This is a genomic window from Geothrix oryzisoli, from assembly GCF_022808865.1.
Classification (GTDB): domain Bacteria; phylum Acidobacteriota; class Holophagae; order Holophagales; family Holophagaceae; genus Geothrix; species Geothrix oryzisoli.
The window spans coordinates 617,522-643,369 of record NZ_JAKZLB010000001.1; the positions used below are offsets into that span (position 1 = coordinate 617,522).

General features: G+C 65.8%; 21 protein-coding genes. 13 read left to right on the forward strand and 8 right to left on the reverse strand.

The genetic code is table 11. From position 1 onward, the window contains the following. The first annotated feature begins 71 nt into the window (after positions 1 to 71). Positions 72 to 2,999 carry a TonB-dependent receptor gene (locus tag MLE43_RS02775; RefSeq protein WP_243301499.1) on the forward strand — a complete coding sequence of 976 codons (2,928 nt, stop codon included), beginning with the start codon at positions 72 to 74 and terminating at the stop codon, positions 2,997 to 2,999. 62 nt (positions 3,000 to 3,061) lie between these two features. Next, positions 3,062 to 3,832 carry a TIGR00282 family metallophosphoesterase gene (locus MLE43_RS02780; protein ID WP_243301501.1) on the forward strand — a complete coding sequence of 257 codons (771 nt, stop codon included), beginning with the start codon at positions 3,062 to 3,064 and terminating at the stop codon, positions 3,830 to 3,832. Between the two features lie 11 nt (positions 3,833 to 3,843). Here MLE43_RS02780 and aqpZ read toward each other — a convergent pair whose 3' ends face one another. The 3 genes from aqpZ to MLE43_RS02795 form a co-directional block, all read right to left on the reverse strand. Further along, a complete protein-coding gene (aqpZ, locus tag MLE43_RS02785) occupies positions 3,844 to 4,521 on the reverse strand; it encodes an aquaporin Z (RefSeq protein ID WP_243301503.1) in 678 nt (225 codons plus the stop codon). Between the two features lie 75 nt (positions 4,522 to 4,596). Next, complete coding sequence (locus MLE43_RS02790; RefSeq protein ID WP_243301505.1) at positions 4,597 to 5,412, reverse strand: 3'-5' exonuclease; 816 nt, start codon at positions 5,410 to 5,412, stop codon at positions 4,597 to 4,599. Between the two features lie 2 nt (positions 5,413 to 5,414). After that, on the reverse strand, positions 5,415 to 5,771 hold the full coding sequence (locus MLE43_RS02795) for a hypothetical protein (protein WP_243301508.1): 357 nt from the start codon (positions 5,769 to 5,771) through the stop codon (positions 5,415 to 5,417). Positions 5,772 to 5,824: 53 nt separating this feature from the next. Between MLE43_RS02795 and MLE43_RS02800 the strand changes: the two genes are divergently transcribed. From MLE43_RS02800 to MLE43_RS02810, 3 genes are all read left to right on the forward strand, one after another. Further along, positions 5,825 to 6,511 (forward strand): HAD family hydrolase, encoded by a 687-nt coding sequence (locus MLE43_RS02800; protein WP_243301511.1) that lies wholly within the window; start codon positions 5,825 to 5,827, stop codon positions 6,509 to 6,511. A 42-nt stretch (positions 6,512 to 6,553) separates the two neighbouring features. Further along, the gene (locus MLE43_RS02805) at positions 6,554 to 7,411 is read left to right on the forward strand and encodes a 3-hydroxybutyryl-CoA dehydrogenase (protein WP_243301513.1); all 858 of its coding nucleotides are present in this window, start codon (positions 6,554 to 6,556) and stop codon (positions 7,409 to 7,411) included. A gap of 73 nt (positions 7,412 to 7,484) precedes the next feature. Then, positions 7,485 to 8,405 carry a class I fructose-bisphosphate aldolase gene (locus MLE43_RS02810; RefSeq protein ID WP_243301515.1) on the forward strand — a complete coding sequence of 307 codons (921 nt, stop codon included), beginning with the start codon at positions 7,485 to 7,487 and terminating at the stop codon, positions 8,403 to 8,405. A 61-nt stretch (positions 8,406 to 8,466) separates the two neighbouring features. On the opposite strand, the gene MLE43_RS02815 is transcribed toward MLE43_RS02810, so the two are convergent. From MLE43_RS02815 to MLE43_RS02825, 3 genes are all read right to left on the reverse strand, one after another. Next, a complete protein-coding gene (locus tag MLE43_RS02815) occupies positions 8,467 to 10,035 on the reverse strand; it encodes a peptide chain release factor 3 (RefSeq protein ID WP_243301517.1) in 1,569 nt (522 codons plus the stop codon). A 105-nt stretch (positions 10,036 to 10,140) separates the two neighbouring features. Continuing rightward, entirely contained in the window at positions 10,141 to 12,213 is a 2,073-nt protein-coding gene (locus MLE43_RS02820; RefSeq protein ID WP_243301518.1) for a S9 family peptidase, read from the reverse strand. A gap of 136 nt (positions 12,214 to 12,349) precedes the next feature. Next, entirely contained in the window at positions 12,350 to 14,779 is a 2,430-nt protein-coding gene (locus tag MLE43_RS02825; RefSeq protein WP_243301520.1) for a sodium-translocating pyrophosphatase, read from the reverse strand. Positions 14,780 to 15,172: 393 nt separating this feature from the next. Between MLE43_RS02825 and MLE43_RS02830 the strand changes: the two genes are divergently transcribed. The 3 genes from MLE43_RS02830 to MLE43_RS02840 are packed head-to-tail and all read left to right on the forward strand — an operon-like array spanning position 15,173 to position 18,604. Beyond that, complete coding sequence (locus MLE43_RS02830; RefSeq protein WP_243301523.1) at positions 15,173 to 15,868, forward strand: succinate dehydrogenase cytochrome b subunit; 696 nt, start codon at positions 15,173 to 15,175, stop codon at positions 15,866 to 15,868. 16 nt (positions 15,869 to 15,884) lie between these two features. After that, complete coding sequence (locus MLE43_RS02835; protein WP_243301525.1) at positions 15,885 to 17,804, forward strand: fumarate reductase/succinate dehydrogenase flavoprotein subunit; 1,920 nt, start codon at positions 15,885 to 15,887, stop codon at positions 17,802 to 17,804. Between the two features lie 11 nt (positions 17,805 to 17,815). Continuing rightward, positions 17,816 to 18,604: a succinate dehydrogenase/fumarate reductase iron-sulfur subunit gene (locus MLE43_RS02840; protein WP_243301526.1), complete on the forward strand. Its 789-nt coding sequence runs from the start codon at positions 17,816 to 17,818 to the stop codon at positions 18,602 to 18,604. 108 nt (positions 18,605 to 18,712) lie between these two features. Here MLE43_RS02840 and tatA read toward each other — a convergent pair whose 3' ends face one another. Both tatA and MLE43_RS02850 read right to left on the reverse strand, forming a co-directional pair. Further along, positions 18,713 to 18,898: a twin-arginine translocase TatA/TatE family subunit gene (gene tatA / locus MLE43_RS02845; protein WP_243301528.1), complete on the reverse strand. Its 186-nt coding sequence runs from the start codon at positions 18,896 to 18,898 to the stop codon at positions 18,713 to 18,715. Between the two features lie 115 nt (positions 18,899 to 19,013). Further along, positions 19,014 to 20,906, reverse strand: a complete 1,893-nt coding sequence (locus tag MLE43_RS02850; protein ID WP_243301530.1) for an APC family permease — start codon at positions 20,904 to 20,906, stop codon at positions 19,014 to 19,016. A gap of 255 nt (positions 20,907 to 21,161) precedes the next feature. On the opposite strand from MLE43_RS02850, the gene MLE43_RS02855 reads away from it, so the two are divergent. The 5 genes from MLE43_RS02855 to kdpC are packed head-to-tail and all read left to right on the forward strand — an operon-like array spanning position 21,162 to position 25,845. After that, entirely contained in the window at positions 21,162 to 21,356 is a 195-nt protein-coding gene (locus MLE43_RS02855) for a hypothetical protein (RefSeq protein ID WP_243301532.1), read from the forward strand. Further along, the gene (locus MLE43_RS02860) at positions 21,353 to 21,445 is read left to right on the forward strand and encodes a potassium-transporting ATPase subunit F (RefSeq protein WP_243301535.1); all 93 of its coding nucleotides are present in this window, start codon (positions 21,353 to 21,355) and stop codon (positions 21,443 to 21,445) included. Before MLE43_RS02855 ends, MLE43_RS02860 begins: the two co-directional genes overlap by 4 nt. Then, entirely contained in the window at positions 21,442 to 23,148 is a 1,707-nt protein-coding gene (gene kdpA / locus MLE43_RS02865; protein WP_243301537.1) for a potassium-transporting ATPase subunit KdpA, read from the forward strand. Before MLE43_RS02860 ends, kdpA begins: the two co-directional genes overlap by 4 nt. Further along, complete coding sequence (gene kdpB / locus MLE43_RS02870; RefSeq protein WP_243301539.1) at positions 23,145 to 25,223, forward strand: potassium-transporting ATPase subunit KdpB; 2,079 nt, start codon at positions 23,145 to 23,147, stop codon at positions 25,221 to 25,223. The genes kdpA and kdpB overlap by 4 nt, the downstream gene beginning before the upstream one ends. Before the next feature lie 10 nt (positions 25,224 to 25,233). Beyond that, positions 25,234 to 25,845 carry a potassium-transporting ATPase subunit KdpC gene (kdpC, locus tag MLE43_RS02875; RefSeq protein WP_243301542.1) on the forward strand — a complete coding sequence of 204 codons (612 nt, stop codon included), beginning with the start codon at positions 25,234 to 25,236 and terminating at the stop codon, positions 25,843 to 25,845. The last annotated feature ends 3 nt before the right edge of the window (positions 25,846 to 25,848 follow it).

Genomic DNA, 25,848 nt, shown 5'->3' on the forward strand with positions numbered 1-25,848 from the left:
TCCTTGACCATCAGATCCCTTTTAATGAGAGGCAAGCCGTGGATACTCTTTTCAATACGGAGGAACTTCTCATGAGATCAAGGCATATCGGTGGTTCGTCTCTCATGGCCCTGCTGGTGGCAGCGGCCCCCCTCGTCGCCCAGGGTGTGTCCACCCAGCTGGGTGGCCGGGTGCTGGATACCAAGGGCGGAGCCATCGCCGGCGCCACCGTGGTCATCCGCAACACGGAGACCGGACTCACCCGCACCCTCCAGACCAGCGGCGAAGGCCGCTATCTGGCCACCCTGCTGCCCGTCGGCCCCTATACCGTCAGTGTCACCAAGGCCGGCTACCAGACCGCCAGCAACGTGAAGGTGAACCTGAACCTGGGTGATGCCGCCCCCCTGACCATCCGCCTCGCGGCCGAAACCGGCGCCGTGGTGGAAGTGGTCGCCGCGGCTTCCGCGGTGGATTCGGAGCGCGCCAGCGCCGCCGCCATCGTCTCTCCCGACAACCTCACCAACCTGCCCGTCTTCAACCGCAACTTCACGAACCTGGCCACCCTGACGCCGCAGGTCGTGGTGGACAGCAGCCGCGGCAACCTCGCCATCGCCGGCCAGCGAGGTGTCAACACCTCCATCAACATCGACGGCGGCGACAACAACGAGCCCTTCTTCGGCGGTGCCACCGGCGCGGCCGAGGGCAAGACGCCCTTCACCATCTCCATCGAAGCGATCCGCGAGTACCAGGTGATCACCGACGGCGCCAGCGCGGAATTCGGCCGCATGGGCGGCGGCTACGTGAACGCCATCACCAAGAATGGCACCAACGATCTGAGCGGCAGCCTCTTCTACTACCAGCGTCCCCGCAGCTGGGTGGAGGCCGGCCCGACCCTGCGCCAGCCCAACGGCTCCACGAGCACCTATCCCGTGGGCGCCTTCCAGCAGGAGCAGTTCGGCTTCAGCATCGGCGGACCCATCGTCAAGGACAAGCTCTTCTACTTCGTGGCCTACGACGCGCAGCGGAAGAAGTCGCCCATCAACCAGGTGTGGGGCGGCAACAACCCGACCGTGTTCACCACCACCGATCTGGCCAACACCAATGTCCAGACCCTCCTCACCAAGAGCGGCAACTACTCCGTTCCCGAGGACTCGGACGTCTACTTCGTGCGGTTCGACTGGAATCCCACCGTCGACCAGAGCGTCCAGTTCCGCATCAACCACTCCAAGTTCAAGGGTGTGACCGGCGCCAGCAACATGGCCGCCTATGAGAACCTCGCCACGGATAACGTGACCACGGACGCCTATGTGCTCCAGTGGAACTGGGTGCTCAATGCCAACTGGATGAACGAGTTCCGCATCAGCCACACCAAGGACGACATGCCGCGGTCCACGTTCTCGACCAGCCCTGAGGTGGCCATCACCAACGTCGGCTACTACGGGGCCTATCCCTTCGACCGCACCTACAACACCAAGCGCACCCAGATCCAGGAGAACATCAGCTTCGTGACCCCGACCTTCCAGGTGAAGGCGGGCATCGATTACAACGACATCAACGTGTCCGAGTTCTTCGCCGGCAACTGGCAGGGCGTCTACAGCTTCAGCTCCCTCGCGAACTTCGAGGCGGGCAACTGGACCTACTACCGGCAGAACTTCGGCCTGAACAGCCCCGTGCAGCAGGCGGGTCTCTTCGACACCAGCTACAAGCAGATGGCCGCCTTTGTCCAGACGGAGTGGCGCCTCACCGACACCTTCAAGGTCGGCCTCGGTGTCCGCTGGGACAAGCAGGAGAACCCGGACTACCCGATCCTGGACATGAGCGATCCGCTCGCGACCACCATGCCCATTTCCTCGAAGATTCCGAGCGACAGCCAGTTCTCGCCCCGGTTCTCCTTCACCTGGACCCCCGAGTTCGACCAGGGCAAGACCGTCATCCGCGGCAGCGTGGGCCGCTATGTCAGCACCACGCCCGCCGTGTTCTTCTACCAGGCCTATGCCGCCAACGGGGTCCGCACTGGTTCCAAGGACTTCTCCCCTGCTGATTCCACCACCTACGGCATCCCCCGCGGCAACGCGACCACCTTCACGGGCGGAGGGGCGTTCAATGCCGCGAATCCCTACTGGATTTCCGCCATGCCGACCGGGGTCACGCTCACCGGATTCAATATCTGGACCTTCAACCGGAACTTCAAGAACCCCTACACCGACCGGGTGAACCTCGGCGCCGAGCGGCCCTTCTTCCGCGACCTGGTGGTGGGCGTGTCCGCCACCTACGCCAAGGCCAACCAGCTCGAGCGCACTGCCGACCTGAACCTCGGCACTCCGACCATGGGCGCCTACGGCCGCCTCATGTATCCCGCGCGTCCCAACGCCGCCTACGGCACGGAGGGGATGTACTTCTCCGACGCCACCAGCCTGTACCACGCCTACACCGTCAGCCTGAAGTACCACAAGGACGACAGCGCCTTCGATGCCCAGGTCTACTACACCTACAGCATCAACAAGGACAGCGATTCCAACGAGCGCAACTACTCCGGCATCGGCATCCAGGATGCCGGCAACCTGGGTGCCCAGTGGGGCTACGCGGACACGGATCGCCGCCAGGTCCTCACCGGCTACCTGAGCTTCCTGGACAAGAACGTGACGGGGATCCTCTCCTCGCTCTCCTTCCGTTACCAGACCGGCACGCCCTACACCCTCCTCTACACCAAGGATGTGAACGGCGACGGAAACTCCAGCAATGACCGCTTCTACGCAAATGGCCAGGATTCGGGCCGCAACACCCTCCGGGCCGGCTCGAACTTCTACATCGACTTGGGCCTGCGCCGCGACATCCTCTTCGCCAAGCGCGTGAAGATGACCCTCTCGGCGGACGTTTTCAACGTCCTGAACCGCCAGGACACCTACCTGTCCACCCGCATCAACTCCTCCAGCACGGACGCCGCCCCCAAGCTCGACTACTCCCAGAGCTGGGTGGGCTCCGCCCGTCAGATCCAGGTGGGCGCGCGCTTCGCGTTCTAGTCCCACCCGCAACACCAAAAGGGCGGCGCACCAGCGCCGCCCTTTTTCGATATGGTTGAAGCATGAAGATCCTGGCGCTGGGCGATGTGGTGGGGGAACCGGGGCGACGGCTGGTGGAGGCCTTCGTGCCCGAGCTGCGCCGGGAGACCGGGGCCGACCTGGTGGTGGTGAACGGCGAGAACGCCGCCCACGGCCACGGCATCACCGACACCATCGCCCGGGAGTGGTTCGACCGCTTCGGAGTGGACGTCATCACCACGGGCAACCACGCCTTCGACGTGAAGGGCATCGACACCTATTTCCGCCAGGAACCCCGCCTGCTGCGGCCCGCCAACCATCCCGCCGACACCCCGGGGAACGGCTGGGTGAAGCTGCACACGCCGTCCGGCGCCGAGGTGCTGGTCATCAACCTCATGGGCCGCGTGCACATGCCCGCCTGCGATTGCCCCTTCCGCGGCGTGGATGCGATCCTCCAGAAGGAACGGGCGGACCTCGTCATCGTGGACATGCACGCCGAGGCCACCAGCGAGGCCCAGGCCATGGGCTACTACCTGGAGGGCCGGGCCGCGGCCGTCCTGGGCACCCACACCCACGTGCCCACGCTGGATGCCAAGGTCCTGCCCGGCGGGACCGCCTACGTGACGGACATCGGCATGACCGGGCCCTACGGTGGCGTCATCGGCATGAAGAAGGAGTCCAGCCTGGGGCGCTTCCTGAAGGTGCAGCGCCCCAAGTACGAAGTCGCCGAGGGCGACCTCCAGCTCCACGCCGTGCTGGTCACCACCGAGGGCCGCAAAGCGACCGGCATCGAGCGGATCCTCCGGCAGCTCTGATCTGCTGGGCTTCAGTCCTCCAGCTTCGGGAAGAGCCAGCCTGCCAGGGCCGCACCGATCAGGGGCGCCACCCAGAAGAGCCAGAGCTGGCCGAGGGCCCAGCCGCCCACAAACAGCGCCGGACCGGTGCTGCGGGCGGGGTTCACCGAGGTGTTGGTGACGGGGATGCTGACGAGGTGGATGAGGGTCAGGCAGAGGCCGATGGCGATGGGGGCGAAGCCCGGGGCCGCCTTCTTGGCGGTGCTGCCCAGGATCACCATCAGGAAGAAGAAGGTCATCACCACTTCCGTCAGGAAGGCCGCGCCCAGCCCGTACCTGCCCGGGGAGTGGTCCCCGAAGCCATTGCTGGCGAAGCCGCCGATGGCGGAGCCGTTCCCCGTCGCGATGACATAGAGGATCAGGGAGGCCGCCACCGCGCCCAGGACCTGGGCGATCCAGTACCCGGCGATGTCCTTGTAGGGGAAGCGCCCCCCCACGGCCAGGCCCAGGGTCACGGCCGGGTTCAGGTGGCAGCCGGAGATGGGACCGATGGCGAAGGCCATGGTCAGCACCGTGAGGCCGAACGCCAGGGCGACGCCGTGAAGGCCGATGCCCACGCCCGGGAAGGTGGCCGCCAGGACGGCACTCCCGCACCCGCCCAGGACCAGCCAGAGGGTCCCGAAAAATTCTGCGGCAAGTCGCTTGTTCACAATGCCTCCCTTGGGAAGAAACGAGCCGTGATCGGCAGATCCGGCCCAGTCTAATCGCCTTGGGAAGGGAACGGGTCAGGAAAGTCGCTGCCAGCCTTCCAGGAACAGGCCGAAGAGAGGATCCAGGGCCATCTTCTGTTCGACGAGGGCCTTGATCTGGGCTTCCTCGGCCTCCATCTGCTCCGGCGTCAGGTGGCCGGAGAGCGTCATGGCCCGCAGCCACACCAGGAAGGTGGTGAGCGCATCGAACTGGTTGTACCGGACGATGCCGGCCACGTCGCCCGCCCGCCAGAGGTCGATGACGCTCTTGCCGTCCGTGCCGAGCTTGCCGGGGATGCCGCAGGCCGTGGCCAGTTCGTGGAGTGTGGAGGAGGCCTTGCCCCAACTCCCCGTCACCTCCCGCAGATCGATGTGCTGGTTGCCGTAGCGGTCGAAGAAGTCGCCGGGCGCCCACTTCTCAGGGCTGCGGCCCAGGCCCGGGATGGACAGGCGGTGGACCATGCCCCGCTGGACCAGGATGGGGAGGTCCGCATCCCGGGAGTTGAACCCCACCAGCTGGGGCTTCCGGTCTCCCAGCGCCACCAGGAAGCGGCGCAGCAGGTCGTCCTCGGGGAGCGCCTCCGGTCCCTCCGGCAGGGCGAAGAGCTTGTGGTGGACCTCGCCGCCCTTGACCGTGCGGACCACCGCCGCAATGGACACCACGCGGCAGAGGATGGTCTTGAGGTAGGGCCGGGGCTCGGCTTCCGTGGCCCCCCCGTAGGCCCACAGGCGCTCCGTCACCTCCTCGTCGGACATCTCTTTGGGCAGGTCCAGCACGCGCCGTCCCGTGGCGGGATCCGGCACCCACTCGGCGTCGAAGGCGAAGATCTGGTGGTGCGGAGGGCGCAGCATGGCTACTTCTCCAGGGCCCACTTCCCGCCACCGCCCACGGCGCAGGCGAGGCCTACGAGCAGGCGGAAGAGGGCAGGCAGGTTCGACAGGGGACCGGCGCCATGGATCCAGCCATGCACCAGAGGCCAGCCCAGCACGGCCACCAGGAGGCCGCCGGCCAGAGGCACCCAGATGCCGAGGAGGATCAGGGCCCCACAGACCAGCTCACCCAGGGCCAGTCCCCAGGTGGAGGCATGGGCCATGGTGATGGCCCCGTGGGCGCGGCGGAGCACCTCGAAGCCCTGCAGCACCGCCATGCCGCCGACGGCAAGGCGCAGCAGCAGGAGGGCCCAGTCGGTGCGGGTCTTGGAAGCGGCCATGGATACTCCGGGAAGCCTTCATTGTAGGCTGGGACTTTCCTGCCGGGATCCCCATGCGCCCTACCCTGGCCTTCGACGCCGACGACACTCTCTGGCACAACGAAACCCTCTACGCCGAGACCCAGGAGGCCTTCCGGGCCCTGCTGCGCCCCTTCCACGACGATGCCTGGATCGACGCCCGCCTCCATGACACGGAGATGCGCAACCTCCGCCGGTACGGCTACGGCATCAAGGGCTTCACCCTATCCATGATCGAGACCGCCCTGGAGCTGACCGAGTCCCGCCTCGACGGCGCGGGCGTCCGGCAGGTGCTGGAGCTGGGGCAGGCCATGCTGGACAAGCCCGTGGAGCCGCTTCCCGGCGTGGCCGAGGTGCTGGCGCAGCTGGCCGCGACCTTCGACCTGATGGTCATCACCAAGGGCGACCTCTTCGATCAGGAGACCAAGCTGGCCAAATCCGGCCTCGGCCACCATTTCTCGCGGGTGGAGATCGTCTCCGAGAAGGACGAGGCCACCTACGCGGCCCTCCTCCAGCGCCATGGACTCCAGCCCGGGACCTTCACGATGGTGGGCAACTCCGTGAAGTCCGACATCCTCCCCGTGCTGGCCCTGGGGGGCCGCGCCATCCACATCCCCTATCACCTGACCTGGGCCCATGAAGTGGTCGCCAGTCCAGTGGAATGCCCCTTCCCGGTGCTCGACTCCATCCGCGACCTGCCCGCCCTGCTGGCGAACTGGTGACCCCATCCTCCGCTATGCTTGAGGGATTGAGGAGAAATCGCGATGAGCATCCAGAACATCGGCGTCATCGGCGCGGGCCAGATGGGCAATGGCATCGCCCACGTCTTCGCCCAGGCGGGCTTCAGCGTGCTGATGCAGGACATCAGCGAGGCCTTCGCCGCCAAGGGCGTGGCCACCATCGACAAGAACCTCCAGCGGGGCGTGGACAAGGGCAAGATGACGGCCGACGAGAAGGCCGCCGTCCTGGGCCGGATCCGCACCACCACGAAGCTCGAGGATCTGGCGGGCTGTGACATCGTCATCGAGGCCGCCACCGAGAAGTGGGAGGTCAAGAAGCAGATCTTCGAGACCCTGGACAAGGTCTGCAAGCCCGGCGCCATCCTGGCTTCCAACACGAGCAGCATCTCCATCACCAAGCTGGCCGCGGTCACGAAGCGCCCCGAAGCCTTCATCGGCATGCACTTCATGAACCCCGTGCCGGTCATGCAGCTCATCGAGGTCATCCGCGGCCTGGCCACGGGAGAGGCGACCTTCGACGCCGTGATGGACCTTTCCAGGAAGCTGGGCAAGACCCCCATCCACTGCAACGACTTCCCTGGTTTCGTCAGCAACCGCGTGCTGCTGCCCATGATCAACGAGGCCATCTACGCCCTCTACGAAGGCGTGGCGAGCGTGGAAAGCATCGACGGCATCATGAAGCTGGGCATGAACCATCCCATGGGCCCGCTCACCCTGGCGGACTTCATCGGCCTGGACACCTGCCTCTTCATCCTGAACGTCCTGCACGAGGGCCTGGGCGACCCCAAGTACCGTCCCTGCCCCCTGCTCATCAAATACGTGGACGCGGGCTGGCTCGGCAAGAAGAGCGGGCGCGGGTTCTACGACTACAGCAAGGCCTGAGCCCAGTCTTGACGCAAGCCAGATCGGCCATTTCCAGCTAGAATGGCCGTTTGAATCCATGTGAGGTGATCCCATGGCCACGGCCAAAGTCCGCGAGATCCTGTCCTGGTACAGCTCCGAAAACCCCGGCGTGAAGGCCAATCTGGCCCGGCTCATGAACACGGGCCGCCTGGCCGGTACAGGCAAGTTCGTGATCCTGCCTGTGGATCAGGGTTTCGAGCACGGCCCGGCCCGCAGCTTCGCGCCCAACCCGGCCGGCTACGATCCCCGCTACCACGTGGAGCTGGCCATCGAGGCCGGCTGCAACGCCTACGCGGCGCCTCTGGGCTTCATCGAGCACGTGGCCTCCGACTATGCCGGGGACATCCCCCTCATCCTCAAGCTCAACAACAGTGACTGTCTCAGCAAGGGCCACGAGCCCTGCAGCGCCATCACCGGCAGCGTGGAAGATGCCCTCCGCCTGGGTTGCGCGGCCATCGGCTACACCATCTACCCCGGCAGCGGCGACCGCAACATCCAGTATGAGAGCCTGCGGGAACTGATCCTCGAAGCCAAGGCGGTGGGCCTGCCCACCATCGTGTGGTCCTACCCCCGCGGCGCGGGCCTGACCAAGGACGGCGAGACCGCCGTGGACGTGGCCGGCTATGCGGCCCAGATCGCCGCCCAGCTCGGCGCCCACATCATCAAGGTGAAACCGCCCAAGAAGCACCTCGAAGTGAAGGAGGCCGCCGCGACCTTCGAGAAGAACAGCATCGCCATCGACACCCTCACCGACCGCGTGAAGGAGGTGGTCCGCAGCGCCTTCAACGGCCGCCGGATTGTGATCTTCAGCGGCGGCGAGGCCAAGGGCACCGAGGAGGTCTTGAAGGAAGTGGCCGAGATCGCCGCGGGCGGCGCCTCCGGCAGCATCATGGGCCGCAATGCGTTCCAGCGCCCCAAGAAGGAAGCCATCGAGCTGCTGCATTCGGTCATGGATATCTTCGCGAAGGCCTAGCAGCCGCCCCCCAACGCTGGGCGTCCCGAGACCAGGAAAACGGCGCGGAAGCGCCGTTTTCCTATTTGGGCGGATGTTCCAGGAAGGTCAGGCCTGGGCTCTTCTCAGCGGTGGTCCGCCGCTGCCAGTCGTTCTCGAAGAGGATGGCGGGGTTGCCCTCGACGTCCTCGACCAGCTCGCCCCAGAAGCGGCTGGGCTCGGGCCAGCCGCCTTCGATCCAGCGGGCCATCTGGAAGCCGCGGGGCTCCAGCAGCACGGGGCAGGCATATTCGTCCTTGAGGCGGTGCTGGAGCACCTCGAACTGCAGGCGGCCAATGGCACCGAGGATGGGCAGCGGCGCGCCGCCCTTGGGCCAGAAGACCTGCACCACGCCCTCTTCCGCGATCTGTCCCAGGCCCTTCAGGAAGCCCTTGCGGGCGCCGGGATCGGCCAGGCGCACGGAGGCGAACTGCTCGGGCGAGAAGCGGGGCACGGCATGGAACTCGATGGGTCCGGCGGCGCTGAGCACATCGCCGATGCGGAAGAGGCCCGGGTTGATGAGGCCCAGGATGTCGCCGGGGTAGGCCTCGTCGACGATCTGCCGCTCGCGGCCGAAGAACATGTGAGGGTAGTTCAGCTTGATGGACTTCTTCTCCCGCACGTGGAGGGCGTCCATGCCCCGGTCGAACTTCCCGGACACGATGCGGGCGAAGGCCACGCGGTCCCGGTGGGCCTTGTTCATGTTGGCCTGCACCTTGAACACGAAGGCTGTGAAGGGCTGCTCGGGCGCGACCTCGCCCCCGTTCATGAGCGGCCGCGCCCCCGGGGCCGGAGCCAGGTCCAGGAACTCTTCCAGGAACTCGGCCACGCCGAAGTTGTTCACGGCCGAGCCGAAGAACATGGGTGACTGCTCGCCACGGAGGAAGGCCTCCCGGTCGAAGGCCGGCAACACGTGGTTCATGAGGTCCACATCATCCTTGAGCTGCTGGAGTTCGGCCGGCGTCAGCAGAGCGGCGATCTCGGGGTCATCCAGCCCGCCCTGCCCCGCCACCCGGGCCTTCCGGCCCGCCTTGGCCCGCTCGAAGACCTGGATCTGCCCCGTGGCGCGGACGTAGACGCCCTTGAAATCGGTGCCGGAGCCGATGGGCCAGGTCATGGGCACGGCGTGGAGGCCGAAGAGCTCCTCCACCTCGTCGATCAACTCCACAGGCTCCCGGCCGGGGCGGTCCAGCTTGTTCACGAAGGTGAAGATGGGGAGCCTGCGCTCACGGGCCACCCGGAACAGCTTCTTGGTCTGCTCTTCCACGCCCTTGGCGCAATCGAGGAGCATCACCACGGAATCCGCCGCCGTGAGGGCCCGGTAGGTGTCCTCGCTGAAGTCCTGGTGGCCCGGCGTGTCCAGCAGGTTGATGGCCCGGCCCAGGTATTCGAACTGCATGGCCGCGGAGGTGACGCTAATGCCGCGCTCCTGCTCGATGCTCATCCAGTCCGAGTGGGCGGCCGATCCGCCCTCGCGCGCCTTCACGCTGCCCGCCCGGTCGATGGCGCCGCCGTAGAGCAGCAGCTTCTCCGTCAGCGTGGTCTTGCCCGCGTCGGGGTGCGAAATGATGGCGAAGGTTCGCCGCCGCTGGATCTCTTCAGAAAGGGACATGGGCTTCCGGACATAGAAAGGCGCGGCGATTGCCGCGCCCCCTTATTCTAATACGCTTTTTCCATCTCCAAAGGGCGCGAACGCGCCCTTTGGAGCCGGGAACGACTACTTGGTGATGCCCACCTGATGGAGCATCCAGGCCGTTTCGAAGGCCTTGTCCTTCAAGGCGTCGTAGCGACCCGAGGCGCCGCCGTGGCCAGCGGGGTCCATCTTGATCTTCAGCAGCAGGGGGTTGGTGTCGGTCTTGAGGGTGCGGAGCTTGGCGACATACTTGGCGGGCTCCCAGTACATCACCTGGCTGTCGTTGAAGCTGGTGGTGACGAGGATGGCCGGATAGGCCTTCTTCGCCAGGTTGTCGTAGGGGCTGTAGGCCCGCATATAGTCGTAGGCGGTCTTCTCGTTGGGGTTGCCCCACTCGAGGTACTCGCCCACGGTCAGGGGCAGGCTGGCATCCATCATCGTGTTCATGACGTCCACGAAGGGCACGGCGCTATGCACCGCCTTGAAGAGGTCGGGTCGCAGGTTGGTGACGGCGCCCATGAGCAGGCCGCCGGCGCTGCCGCCCTCGATGACCAGCCGATCCCTGCTGGTCCACTTCTCCTTCACCAGGAACTCCGCCGAATCGATGAAGTCCGTGAAGGTGTTCATCTTCTTCATGAGCATGCCGTCGTCGTGCCAGGCCTCGCCCATCTCGTTGCCGCCCCGGATGTGGGCGATGACGTAGACCATGCCCCGGTCCAGCAGACTGAGGCGGGGGATGGAGAACGAGGCCGGCATGCCGATGCCGTAGGAGCCGTAGGCGTACAGGAAGAGCGGTGCGGAACCGTCCCGCTTCACGCCTTTCCGGTAGACCACGGACAAGGGCACCTTCGCCCCGTCCCGGGCCGTCGCCCACTGGCGCTCGGTGACGTACTGGGCCTTGTCATAGCCACCCAGCACTTCGGTTTCCTTGAGCAGGGTCTGCTTCCCGGTGGCCATGTCGCAGTCGTACACGCTCTGGGGCGTCACCATGGACTGGTAGGAGAACCGGAAAACCCGGGAGGTGAACTCGGGAGTGCCTCCGGGGAACGCCGCATAGACGGGCTCGGGGAAGGTCACCCCCTTCCAGGCCCCGGTCTTGAGGTCCTGGATGCGGAACCGATCCAGGCCCTGGCTCTTCTCGGCCACCACCAGGAAGTCCCGGAAGGGCTCGAGCCCCTCGATCAGCACATCCTTGCGATGGGGGATGAAGGTCTTCCAGTGCTTGGGATCCGGCGTGGCCACCGGGGCGGTGACCACGCAGAAGTTCTTCGCCCCCTTGTTGGTCCGGATGTAGAAGGTCCCCGCGCGATGCTCCAGGGCGTACTTGTGGCCCTTCTCGCGGGGCAGGAGCACCTTGAACGCTCCCATGGGCTTGGCGGTGGCCAGATATCGCGTCTCCCAGGTATCCGTGGACTGGCTCTCCACCAGCAGGTATTTGCGGTCCTTGGTGCGGCCCAGGTCAACCCGGTAGAGCTCGTCCTTCTCCTCGAACACCAGCTCGGGCTTGCCACCCTGGAGGTCCAGGCGCCAGAGCTTGTCGGAGCGCTTGGTGACATCATCCTCGGTGACGAAGAAGAGGTGCCGGGAATCCGCCGTCCAGGCGAAGGAGGTCACCCGCTCGGCGAGGGGCCCCGCCACGCGGCCCGTGGCCAGATCCTTGGTGAACAGCTTGTACTGGCGGAAGCCCGTCGCATCGGTGCTGAACAGCAGGGTGCGATCGTCGTCGCTCACGGCCATGCCGCCCAGGCTGAGGAACTTCAGGCCCTTGGCGAGTTCATTCTGGTCCAGCAGGATCTCCTCGGCGGCCTGCTCATCGTAACCGCCGCCCTTCCCCGCCCGCCGGCGGCATTGAATGGGGTACTGCTTGCCCTCCTCCGTGCGGGAGTAGTAGTAGAAGGCGCCCCGGCGGACCGGCACGCTGAGGTCCGTCTGCTTGATGCGCCCCAGCATCTCCTTGTAGAGGGCCTCGGAGAAGGGCTGCAGCCCCCTGGTCATGGCCTCGGTATAGGTGTTCTCCGCGTTCAGGTAGGCCACCACCTCGGGGTTGCCCTTCTCCCGCAACCAGAACCAGGGATCGCCCACCTTCTCGCCGTGCCAGAGGTTCGTGTGGGCCTTCTGGGGTGCGGTGGGCGGCGTCAAGGCAGGATCGGCAGCCATGAGACCTCCGCAAGCCAACAGGGTGAGTGAAATATGAAATAATCGCCGCATAAACATGACCTCACGATACAAGGTATCACACAAAGAGGGACCCCGAAGGGTCCCTCCTCACAGGAATAACCTTGATGGTAAGGGGCTATTTCGTGTCCACGGTGGGAATGCGCATGCCGTAGAAGGAGCGCCACACGAAGACGGTGGACACCAGGAAGAAGACCAGCGCCGCGATGTGCGCGGTGACGGGGTTCAGGCCGATGGCCAGTTCCACGGCCAGGAGGCCGAAGAGGGTCGTGAACTTGATGACTGGGTTCATGGCCACTGAGGAGGTGTCCTTGAAGGGATCGCCCACGGTGTCGCCCACGACACAGGCGTCGTGGAGTTCGGTGCCCTTGGCCTTGAGTTCGGTCTCCACGAGCTTCTTCGCGTTGTCCCAGGCGCCGCCGGCATTGGCCATGAAGATGGCCTGGTAGAGACCGAAGACGGCGATGGAGATCAGGTAGCCGATGAAGAAGAAGTGGTTCAGGCAGGCGAAGGCGAGCGTGGAGAAGAATACGGCCAGGAAGATGTTGAACATCCCCTTCTGGGCGTACTGGGTGCAGATCTCCACGACCTTCTTGGAATCCTCGACCGAAGCCTTCTCGGCGCCGGAGTCCAGCTTGATGTTCTGCTTGATGAACTCCACCGCCCGGTAGGCGCCTGTGGCCACGGCCTGGCAGGCCGCGCCGGAGAACCAGAAGATGATGGCGCCGCCGGTGATGAGGCCGAGGAGGAAGAGGGGGTTGATGATGGACAGGCCCTCGACCACCTTCAGGACGCCGAACTTGCCGTTCAGCACCTGGATGATGGAGAAGATCAGGGTGGTGGCACCCACGACCGCGGTGCCGATGAGGACAGGCTTGGCCGTGGCCTTGAAGGTGTTGCCGGCGCCGTCGTTCTCTTCGAGGAACATCTTGGCTTCCTCGAAGTCGGGCTTGAAGCCGAAGTCCTTCTGGATCTCAGCCTCGATGCCGGGGATGGTCTCGATGGTGGAGAGTTCGTAGACCGACTGGGCGTTGTCGGTCACGGGGCCGTAGGAATCCACCGCGATGGTGACGGGGCCCATCCCCAGGAAGCCGAAGGCCACCAGGCCGAAGGAGAAGATGGCCGGAGCTTCCATGAAACCGGCCAGACCGAAGGTGGACACGTAATAGGCGGCGCCCATGAGGGCGACGATGGTGAGGCCCATCCAGTAGGCGGAGAAGTAGCCCGCCACGAGACCGGAGATGATGTTGAGGGAGGCGCCGCCTTCCTTGGAGGCCGTCACCACTTCGCGGACATGGCCGGAATTGGTGGAGGTGAAGGCCTTGACCAGTTCAGGGATCAGGGCGCCGGCCAGGGTGCCGCAGGTGATGATGGTGGAGAGCTTGCACCACAGGTGGTCGGGCAGCTTGCCGATCAGCACGTAGGACAGGATGTAGGTCATCACGATGGAGACGATGGAGGTCAGCCACACCAGGGTGGTGAGGGGCACTTCGAAGTCGAACTTGGCGGCCGCACCGTACTTCGCCTTCGCCCACAGGCCGTTGACCCAATAGGAAAGACCCGACGTGAGGATCATGCCCACGCGCATGACGAAGATCCACACCAGCAGGGAGACCTGGATGGCAGGATCCTTGACCGCGAGCAGGATGAAGGTGATGAGCGCGACGCCCGTGACGCCGTAGGTCTCGAAGCCATCCGCCGTGGGGCCGACGGAATCGCCCGCGTTGTCACCCACGCAGTCGGCGATGACGCCGGGGTTGCGGGCATCGTCTTCCTTGATCTTGAAGACGATCTTCATGAGGTCGGAGCCGATGTCGGCGATCTTGGTGAAGATGCCGCCGGCGATGCGCAGGGCGGCGGCGCCGAGGGACTCGCCGATGGCGAAGCCGATGAAGCAGCGGCCGGCGGCGTCACCGGGGACGAACAGCAGGATGGCGAGCATGAGGAGCAGTTCCACCGAGATCAGCAGCATGCCGATCGACATGCCGGCCTTCAGGGGGATCTCCATGGTCGGGAAGGGCTTGCCGCGCAGGCTCGCGAAAGCGGTACGGGAATTGGCGAAGGTGTTGATGCGGATGCCGAACCAGGCCACCGCCACGGAGCCCAGGATGCCGATGATCGAGAAGAGCAGGATCACGATGACATTGGGCCAATCCATCTGCGGGGTCGCCAGGTACTTGAAGTAGGCGATGATGACGAGCGCGATAAACGTCCACAGGACCGCGATGAACTTGATCTGGGTCATCAGGTAGGTCTTGCAGGTCTCATAGATCAGCTCGGAGATCTCGAGCATGGACTTGTGGACCGGGAGGTTGCGGATCTGGGCGTACTGCACCAGACCGAAGCCGATGCCCAGCAGACAGATGAAGAGACCGATCAGCAGCAGGTTGTGGCCCGTCATGCCCATGAAGCTGCCCTGAAGGGCCGGCATTTTCAGATCGGCCTCGCCACCGGCGAAGGCTGGCGTCGAGAGAAGAAGGGCGAAGAGCGCCGTCACCCCCCCCTTGAAGAGTCTGGTCGAGGCCAGAGAGTCAAGGAGACGTTTCATCGTCACCATGGTTGTTCCTCCAGTTGAGTTAAGGAGAGAGGGACTGAAAGGGGGGAGCGGCTGAGGGTGGAACCCATCATGGAAGCCTGCGCGGAAGCGGCGCAGGCCCCCACCCGGGGGCGTTCCACCAAAGATCATGTCTAGATCGGGCTTGATTTTAGCGGATGGAGGATTGCAACCGCAAGACTTCAGGACAGGCATCTGGCCGAGGTGCCACCGCCCTGGCATCGAAGATGCACATTGTCACAGCTTCCCTTGCCTCAGCATTACCGCTTGGAATCGACGGGCGTCCGAAGATAATCGGGTCAGATATGGCCTTGTCGTTGAAAGCGGGCCCCGCCGCAGATCGCGGGCGCTCCGATCCATCTCCCCGTTTTTCAAAGGAGTCCCTCTATGTCCGTTGCTGAACAGAGCATCGCGGGCGCGGAAGCACGCGGCCACGGTTTCCTGGCGTCCTCCGTCGGCCGCAAGGTCGTCATGGCGGCCACTGGCGTCGTCCTCTTCGGGTTCGTCACGGTCCACATGCTGGGCAATCTGACGTCCTACATGGGCGCCGAGGCGATGAACCACTACGCCGAGTTCCTGCACACCATGGTCCACGGCATGGGCATCTGGGTGTTCCGGGCCGTGCTGCTCACCGCGGCGGGCCTCCACATCTGGGCCGCGGTGACCCTCACCCTCGACAACATGGCCGCCCGCCCCACCGGGTACCGGGCCCAGCAGAACGTCGCCTCCACCTGGTCTTCCCGGACCATGCGCTGGAGCGGGTTCATCCTCGCGGCCTTCATCGTGTACCACCTGCTGCACCTGACCACCGGTACGGTCCACCCGAACTTCAACCACGCCAATCCCTATGCCAACTTCGTGAACGGCTTCAAGGTCCCCGCGGCCGCCGGCTTCTACATCGTGGCCCAGCTCTGCCTCGGCCTGCACATGTGGCACGGCGTGTGGAGCTGCACCCAGAGCCTCGGCCTGGCCCATCCCCGCTACGACAGCCTGCGGCGCACCTTCGCCACCGGCCTGACCGTCCTCGTGGTGGGCGTGAACATCTCCTACCCCATCGCCGTCCTGACCGGCTTCATCCACTGATCCCAGGGAGCGCTCCATGGAACTCAATTCCCGAATCCCAGACGGCCCGATCGACAAGAAATGGGAAAAGCACAAGTTTGATCTCAAGCTCGTGAACCCGGCCAACAAGCGCAAGTACAAGGTGCTCGTGGTGGGCTCCGGCCTCGCCGGTGGTGCCGCCGCCGCCTCCCTGGCCGAGCTCGGCTACGAGGTCGAGTGCTTCTGCTACCAGGACAGCCCCCGCCGGGCCCACTCCATCGCGGCCCAGGGCGGCATCAACGCCGCCAAGAACTACCAGAATGACGGCGACAGCGTCTATCGCCTCTTCTACGACACGGTCAAGGGCGGCGACTTCCGCGCCCGCGAAGCCAACGTGCATCGCCTGGCCGAGGTCAGCAACAACATCATCGACCAGTGCGTGGCCCAGGGCGTGCCCTTCGCCCGGGAATATGGCGGACTGCTGGACAACCGCTCCTTCGGCGGCGCCCAGGTGAGCCGCACCTTCTACGCCCGCGGGCAGACCGGCCAGCAGCTGCTCATCGGCGCCTACCAGGCCCTGGAGCGCCAGATCGGCCTCGGCAAGGTGAAGATGTTCTCCCGCCACGAGATGCTGGAATTGATCGTGGTGGACGGCGTGGCCAAGGGCATCGTCGCGCGCGACATGGTGACCGGCGAGGTCACCTCGCACGTGGCGGATGCGGTCTGTCTCGCGACGGGCGGCTACGGCAACGTCTTCTACCTCTCCACCAACGCCAAGGGCTGCAACGGCACCGCCGTCTGGCGCGCCTACAAGAAGGGCGCCGCCTTCGCGAACCCCTGCTTCACGCAGATCCACCCCACCTGCATCCCTGTCACCGGCGACCACCAGAGCAAGCTCACCCTCATGTCCGAATCCCTGCGCAACGACGGCCGCATCTGGGTGCCGAAGCGCAAGGAGGACTGCGGCAAGCCCGCCTCCGAGATCCCCGAGGAGGACCGCGACTACTACCTGGAGCGCAAGTACCCCTCCTACGGCAACCTGGCTCCCCGCGACGTCTCCAGTCGCGCCGCCAAGCAGGTCTGCGATGAGGGCCGCGGCGTCGGGCCCACCCGCCTGGGCGTCTACCTCGACTTCAGCGATGCCATCAAGCGGCTGGGCGCCGCCAAGATCGAAGAGAAATACGGCAACCTCTTCGAGATGTATGAGCGCATCACGGACGAGAATCCCTACAAGACGCCCATGCGCATCTTCCCGGCCAGCCACTACACCATGGGCGGCCTGTGGGTGGACTACAACCTCATGAGCACCATCCCGGGCCTCTTCGTGCTGGGCGAGGCCAACTTCTCCGACCACGGCGCCAACCGCCTGGGCGCCTCGGCGCTCATGCAGGGTCTGGCCGACGGCTACTTCGTGATCCCCTACACCATCGGCGGCTACCTGGCCGGCATCAAGCCCGGCACCCGCATCAAGGCCGACGATCCTGCGGTGAAGGCCGCAGAGCAGGCCGTCACCGACCGCACGGACAAGCTCATGTCCATCGGCGGCAAGGAGACTCCGACCCACTTCCACCGCGAACTGGGCAAGGTCATGTGGGAGATGTGCGGCATGGGCCGCAATGAGACCGGGCTCAAGAAGGCCCTGGAACTCATTCCGCAGATCCGCGAGGAGTTCTGGAAGAACCTCCGCATTCCCGGCACCGGGAACGACCTGAACCAGTCCCTCGAGGCGGCCGGCCGTGTGGCCGACTTCCTGGAGATCGGCGAACTGATGTGTCTGGACGCCCTCGAGCGCCGCGAATCCTGCGGCGGCCACTTCCGCGAGGAATGGCAGACCGAGGAAGGCGAGGCCCTCCGCGACGACGAGAACTTCGCCCACGTGGCCGCCTGGGAATACAAGGGCGAAGGCCAGGCTCCGGTGCGCCACACCGAGCAGCTCGCCTTCGAGAACGTCCACCTCGCGACCCGCAGCTACAAGTGAGGAACTGAGCCATGTCCAAAGACCTCAATCTCACCCTCCACGTGTGGCGGCAGAAGAACGCCAAGTGCGACGGCAAGTTCGTCGAGTACCCCGCCAAGAACATCAGCCCCGACATGTCCTTCCTGGAGATGCTCGACATCGTGAACGAGGACCTCATCCGCAAGGGTGAGGAGCCCATCACCTTCGACCACGACTGCCGCGAGGGCATCTGCGGCACCTGCAGCATGGTGATCAACGGGCGCCCCCACGGCCCCCGCGAGCGCACCACCACCTGCCAGCTGCACATGCGCAGCTTCAAGGATGGCGATAGCGTCACCATCGAGCCCTGGCGGGCCGAAGCCTTCCCCGTCATCAAGGACCTGATGGTGGACCGTGGCGCCTTCGACCGCATCATCGCCGCCGGTGGCTTCATCAGCGTCCCCACGGGCTCGCCGCAGGACGCCAACGCCCTGCCCATCCCCAAGGAGAGCGCCGATCTTTCCATGGATGCCGCCGCCTGCATCGGCTGCGGCGCCTGCGTGGCGGCCTGCCCCAACGCCAGCGCCATGCTCTTCGTCTCCGCGAAGATCAACCACCTGGGCCACCTGCCCCAGGGCCAGCCCGAGCGCTACCTTCGCGTCCGCGACATGATCGCCCAGATGGACGCCGAGGAGTTCGGCACCTGCACCAACCACGGCGAGTGCGAAGCCGCCTGCCCCAAGGGCATCAAGATGGAGAACATCGCGCGCATGAACCGCGACTTCATCAAGGCGAGCCTCACCTACCGTCCCGCCACCACCGGCGGCGGCGGCGCGGGCTGAACCGGCCCGATCCAGCCAAGAAGCGCCCGGCCCAGCCGGGCGCTTCTTTTTCGAGCGCCTGACACCCTTCCGGTGAAGACCCGGGGCGGGAGGCCCCGGGATCAGGGGCTATTTCTTGTCCTTCTCGTCGGTCAGGTCCTCCTTGACGGAGTCCGTGAGTTCGCGGCTGGCCTTCTTGAATTCCTGGATCCCCTTGCCCAGGCTCTTCCCGAGTTCCGGGAGCCGGGACGGCCCGAAGAAGATCAGGAGCGCGATGCCGATGAGCAGGATTTCCATCGGTCCGAGGTTTCCCATGACAGCCTCCAGTGGATCAAATCAGTAGTGGTTGGTTCGGCTCGCCCTGGAAGGGAAGGTGTGGGCGCCAGTCTCCCGGGGGGCGAGCATACTCTGCCGGCGCCGGGGTTGTCGCCTACTCCATCAACGGCTCCACGTGATAGGGGATCGAGATCACGATGATCTTGGGCATGAGGAGCAGGGTGCCCTTGATCCTCATGGCCGTCTGGTTGTGCAGCAGGTTCGCCCACCAGTGTCCCGTGACGAACTCGGGAAGGATGACCGTGATGGTGTATTCCGGCTCCGCCTGCCGCATGCGCTCCAGTTCGTTCACGATGGGCTCGACCACCTTCCGGTAGGGGCTCCGGATGGCCCGGAGGGGGATCCCCTCGCTGTACCTCGGCCAGTCGGATCGCAGTTTCTCGAGCATCGCACTGTCCCGGCCGTGTTCATCCGTAAAGTCGACGGTCAGCGCCTCGACCTCGCCATGTTCGGCAATGACCTTCGCATAGTTCAAGGACTGCACCACGCCGGCATGGATGCCGGACACCAGCACGACCACCCGGTTCCGGCGGGGCCCGATGAAGTCCACGCGGCTCGCGGCGAGGATGGATTTGACCCTGATGTAGTGCCGGTGGATGTTGAAGAAGGTCATCACCATCACCGGCACGAGCACGATGACGATCCAGGCTCCATGGGCGAAGCGCGTCACGGCGATCACCAGCATGACGACGAAGGTGGTGACGGCCCCCAGGCCGTTGATCAGCGCCTTCACCTGCCAGCCGGCCCCCTTCAGCCGGAACCAGCGGCGCACCATGCCGGTCTGGCTGATGGTAAAGCCCAGGAACACCCCCACCGCGTACAGGGGAAGCAGGTGATCCTCCTTGCCGCCGAAGAGCAGGACCAGGACCCCGGCGGCCAGGGAAAGGATGAAGATCCCGTTGGAGAAGACCAGGCGGTCCCCCTGGCTGGTGAACTGGCGGGGCAGGAAGCCGTCCCGCGCGTGGAGGGCCGCGAGCCGCGGGAAGTCCGCATAGGCCGTATTGGCCGCCAGGGCCAGGATCGCCATGGTGAAGCCCGTGGTGGCCAGGTAGACGGCCCTTGCCAACCCGTGCTCCGCCCCCCCGAGGACGAGGCGGGTCAGTTGGGACAGCAGGGTCTCCGACGCATCCGGATGGTAGGTCAGACCATAGTGGTTCGTCAGGTAGGTGATCCCGAGGAACATGGTCCCCAGGATCGCCACCATCCAGGTCATGGTCTTCGAGGCATTGCGCGACACGGGATCCTTGAAGGCCGTGACGCCATTGCTGATGGCCTCCACTCCGGTGAGCGCCGTGCAGCCCGCGCTGTAGGCCCGGGCCAGAAGCCACACCGCGGCCAGCCGCGAGGTGCCTTCCAGGTGGGCCGTCGCGACCCGGGCGGCGGCCACCTCATGGCCCGTCGCCACGTTCCAGAACCCCTTGATCAGCAGGCCCACGATGCAGATCACGAAACCATAGGTCGGCAGGGAGAAGACCAGCCCGCTCTCCTTCACGCCCCTCAGGTTCATGAGGGCGATGAAGGCGATGATGCCCTCCGCCAGGAAGATGCGATGCGGTTCCAGACCCGGGAAGGCCGACACGATGGCCGAGACACCCGCCGAAACGGACACGGCCACCGTGAGGATGTAGTCGATCAGCAGGGACGCGCCGGCCGTCTGGGCAGCGACCTCCCCCAGGTTGTCCTTGGCCACCAGGTAGGCGCCGCCGCCGCTGGGATAGGCGTGGATGGTCTGCCGGTAGCTCACGTTGAGAACCAGCAGCAGCGCCACGATGCCCAGGGCCACCCACCAGGACCACCCCAGCACCCCCGCGCCGAACACCGCCACTGCGGCCGTGAGGGGGGCCATGATCTCCTGGGTGCCATAGGCCACAGAGGACAGGGCATCCGAACTGAACACAGCCAGCGCGATGGGGTTGCTGATCCTGGTCTCGTGGCTCTCCTCGCTGGCGAGACGGCGCCCCAGGAGAAGCTTTCTGTAGTTGGGCATGACCGGGGTTCCTGGGGTTCTGGGGCCGGATGGACGAGGGTGAGACTGGCCCGAGCCACCTGCTCCGAAGTCGGGCCAGCCGACAAGAATGGCCGGGAACGCCGTTAAGAATGCGTTAGGAATCCGGCCGGAAACGTCTGCCCCGGGGCAACCCGACGGGGCCGCCTCGATTCCTAACGGCACCTTAACGGAACCCAAACCATGCTGTCGGACCGGGTGGTTCTTCCCAGCCCGGAACCGCCCGCAGGAGTCTCTGTGCACCTCGTGATGCCATGGTTCCTCCCACTCGCCGCGCTGACCGCCTGGCTGGGCCTTCGCGCCGTACGCGACATCCGGGCGGAAGGGGAAGAAGGGCATGCGGGTGGCTGGTGGATGCTGATCCTGACGCTTCTTCCCCTCGTCTTCTGGCTGATCGCCCAGGCCCGCCCCGGGGAAAGGACGCTCCGATGAACCTCACCCTCCTGCTCGCCGCTCTCCTTGCCCTGGGCCTTCTGGGCTACCTCGCCTTCGCCCTGTTGAAGCCGGAGATGTTCCAATGAGCCACGCCTGGACTCAGAACCTGCTCTACCTGACCCTGCTCCTGGGCCTGGCCTACCCGCTGGGCGCCTATATGGCCGGGGTCCTGGAGGGCGGGCGCACCTTCCTCCACCCGATCCTGAGACCCCTCGAGCGGGGCCTCTACCGCCTCATGGGCATCCGCGAGGAGGATGAGATGGGCTGGAAGGCCTACGCCTGGTCCATCACCCTCATCAAGCTCCTCGGCCTGGTGGCGATGTTCCTTCTGATGAAGACCCAGGCGGCCCTGCCCCTCAATCCCGAGCATCAGGGCAATGTGGCGACAGGCCTCTCTTTCAACACGGCCGTGAGCTTCATCACCAACACCAACTGGCAGGCCTACAGCGGTGAGACGACGCTGAGCTACCTCACCCAGATGCTGGGCCTGACGGTACAGAACTTCCTCTCGGCCGCCACCGGCATCGCGGTCCTGGCGGCGCTGATCCGGGGCATCACGCGCCGCAGCGCCACGGGCCTAGGGAATGCCTGGGTGGATCTGGTGCGCGGCACCCTCTACATCCTCCTGCCCCTCTCCTTTGTCTTCGCCCTCTTCCTCGTCTCCCAGGGCGTCATCCAGAACCTGTCTGCCTACCTCCACACGGCAGGCGGCCAGGTACTCGCCATGGGACCCGCAGCCTCCCAGGTCGCGATCAAGATGCTCGGCACCAATGGCGGCGGATTCTTCGGCGCCAACGCCGCCCATCCCTTCGAAAACAGCTCGCCGCTCTCGAATTTCGTCCAGATGCTGAGCATCCTCCTCATCCCCGCGGCCCTCTGCGTGACCTTCGGACGCATGGTGCAGGACCGCCGCCAGGGCTGGGCGCTGCTGGCGGCGATGACCGTCCTGTTCGTCGCGGCCCTGGCGGTCTGCACGCAGGCAGAAGTGAAGGGCAACCCCGCCCTGGACAGCCTGGGTGTGACCCAGGTGGCCGGCATCGACAAGCCCGGCGGGAACATGGAGGGCAAGGAGTTGCGGTTCGGCCCTGGCGGCTCGGCCCTCTGGGCCACCGCCACCACGGCGGCTTCCAGCGGGTCTGTGAATGCCATGCACGACTCCTTCACGCCCCTGGGTGGCCTGGTGCCCCTATGGCTCATGCAGCTGGGCGAGGTGGTCTTCGGCGGCGTCGGATCAGGGCTCTACGGCATGCTCATGTTCGCCCTGGTCGCCGTCTTCATCGGCGGCCTCATGGTGGGCCGCACCCCCGAATACCTGGGCAAGAAGGTGGAAGCCTTCGAGATGAAGATGGCTTCCCTTGCGATCCTCCTGCCCTGCGCCGCCGTGCTGATCGGTACGGCCATCTCCGTGCTCGTTCCAGCTGCGGCTGCCTCCGTGGGCAATCCCGGGCCCCACGGCTTCAGCCAGATCCTCTACGCCTGGAGCAGCGCTTCCAACAACAACGGCAGCGCTTTCGCCGGCCTCAATGCCAACACGCCCTTCTACAACGATGGCCTGGCCATCGCCATGCTCCTGGGCCGCTTCGGCGTGATCTGGCCCGTGCTGGCCCTCGCCGGCTCCCTGGCGAAGAAGAAGCACACACCCGAGGGCCTGGGCACCCTCCCCACCCACACCCCGCTCTTCGTCGGCGTGCTCATCGGGGTGGTAGTCCTGGTGGGCGCCCTCACCTTCATCCCCGCCCTGGCCCTCGGTCCCGTCGCCGAGCACCTGAGCCTGAGGAGCCTCCGATGACCTCCCACGCGCGGCAGGACAAGCCCCTCTTCGAACCCGCCATCGTGCGGCGCGCCGTGCTGGATGCCTTCCGGAAGCTGAGCCCCCTTCACCAGCTCCGGAACCCCGTGATGTTCACGGTGTGGATCTGCAGCGCCTTCGCCACAGGCCTCTGGATCCAGGCCCTGACCGGCCGCGGGGAGGGACGGCCCGGCTTCATCCTGGCCATCTCCCTCTGGCTCTGGTTCACCCTCCTCTTCGCCAATTTCGCAGAGGCCATGGCGGAGGGCCGCGGCAAGGCCCAGGCCGATTCCCTGCGCCGGTCCAGGCGCGACGTGAAGGCAAGGCGGCTGCTCGGATCTGACCGGAAGGGGCCGCACGAGACCATTGATGCCCCGGTCCTGCGCATCAATGATCTCGTGCTCGTGGAAGCTGGCGAGACCATCCCCGGGGATGGCGAGGTGGTGGAGGGCGTGGCTTCGGTGAACGAAAGCGCCATCACCGGCGAGAGCGCCCCGGTCATCCGGGAGAGCGGCGGCGACCGGTCCGCCGTCACCGGAGGCACCCTGGTGCTTTCCGACTGGCTGGTGATCCGCATCTCGTCCAACCCCGGCGAGAGTTTCCTGGACCGCATGATCGCGATGGTGGAAGGCGCCAAGCGACAGAAGACCCCCAACGAGATCGCCCTCGACATCCTCCTGGCAGGGCTCACCATCATCTTCCTGCTGGCCACCGCCACCCTGTTGCCGTACTCCGCCTTCTCCGCCAAGGCCGCCGGTCAGGGACATCCCGTGACGCTCACGGTGCTGGTCTCGCTGCTTGTCTGCCTCATTCCCACCACCATCGGTGGCCTGCTCAGCGCCATCGGCATCGCAGGCATGGACCGCATGATCCAGGCGAATGTCATCGCCACCTCAGGGCGGGCCGTGGAGGCGGCGGGTGACGTGGACGTGCTGCTGCTGGACAAGACCGGCACCATCACCCTGGGCAACCGGCAGGCCGTGGCCTTCCTGGCCGCCGATGGTGTGGACTTGAAGCGCCTGGCGGACGCGGCCCAGCTCTCCTCCCTGGCCGATGAGACGCCCGAAGGACGCAGCATCGTGGTACTGGCCAAGGAACAGCACGGCCTCCGAGAGCGGGGCCTCCATGCCCTGGACGCCCACTTCGTGCCCTTCACCGCCCAGACCCGCATGAGCGGCGTGAACCTGGGCACGCGCCAGATCCGCAAGGGCGCCGCCTCATCCATCGAAGCCTACGTCCAGTCCCATGGCGGCACCTTCCCGGAGGACCTGCGCCGGACCGTGGACCAGATCTCCATGGCAGGCGGCACCCCGCTCGTGGTGGCCGAAGGACCGCATGCCCTGGGTGTCATCCAGCTCAAGGACATCGTCAAGGGCGGCATCAAGGAGCGCTTCGCGGAGCTGCGGGGCATGGGCATCAAGACGGTGATGATCACCGGCGACAATCCCCTCACGGCCGCCGCCATCGCCGCCGAGGCGGGCGTGGATGACTTTCTCGCCCAAGCCACACCGGAAGCCAAGCTCAAGCTCATCCGCGAGTACCAGGCAGGAGGGCGGCTGGTGGCCATGACCGGCGACGGCACCAACGACGCGCCGGCCCTGGCCCAGGCCGATGTCGCCGTGGCCATGAACAGCGGCACCCAGGCTGCCAAAGAGGCCGGGAACATGGTGGACCTGGACTCCAACCCCACCAAACTCATCGAGATCGTGGAGATCGGCAAACAGATGCTCATGACCCGCGGCTCGCTGACCACCTTCAGCATCGCCAACGACGTGGCCAAGTACTTCGCCATCCTGCCGGCGGCCTTCGTGGCCACCTACCCGGCCCTGGGCGCTCTCAACATCATGCGGCTCCACAGCCCGGAGAGCGCCATCCTCTCGGCGGTGATTTTCAACGCCCTCATCATCGTGGCACTCATCCCCCTGGCACTTCGCGGCGTGACATACCGGCCCGTGGGCGCGGCCCAGCTGCTGCAGCGGAACCTGCTGCTTTACGGGGCCGGCGGCCTGGTGGTGCCCTTCATCGGCATCAAGGCCATCGACTGGCTGCTCGTCGCGCTTCGCCTCGCCGCCTAGAGGAGCTCCCATGAACCTGCAGATCCGCCCCGCTCTCATCGCTTTCATCGCGCTGTCCGCCCTCACCGGCCTGGCCTACCCCCTGGGGATCACCGGCCTGGCTCGGGCGCTCTTTCCCCATCAGGCCGAGGGCAGCCTGGTCCGCAGGGATGGACAGGTCATCGGCTCCGAGTGGATCGGACAGTCCTTCACGGCTCCGCGCGACTTCTGGGGCCGTCCCTCAGCCACCGTCGACGCCCAAGGCAGGCCCCTGCCCTACAACGGCGCCAACAGCGGCGGCTCCAACCTGGCGCCCAGCAACCCGGATCTCCGCAAGGCCGTCCAGGGCCGGATCGCCGCCCTCCGGGCTGCGGACCCGGAGGCCACCGGTCCCGTTCCCGTGGACCTCGTCACCGCTTCGGGCAGCGGACTGGATCCGCACATCAGCCCGGCCTCCGCGCTCTTCCAGGTTCACCGGGTGGCCCTGGCGAGGGAACTGGACGAGGCCACAGTACGCCGCCTCGTGGCCGCCCATGTCGAAGGCGCGCAATGGGGCGTCCTGGGCGAGTCCCGGGTGAATGTCCTGAAGCTCAACCTGGCCCTTGACGACCAGTTTGGGGCAAACGGCCGGAAATCCCGATAGCGT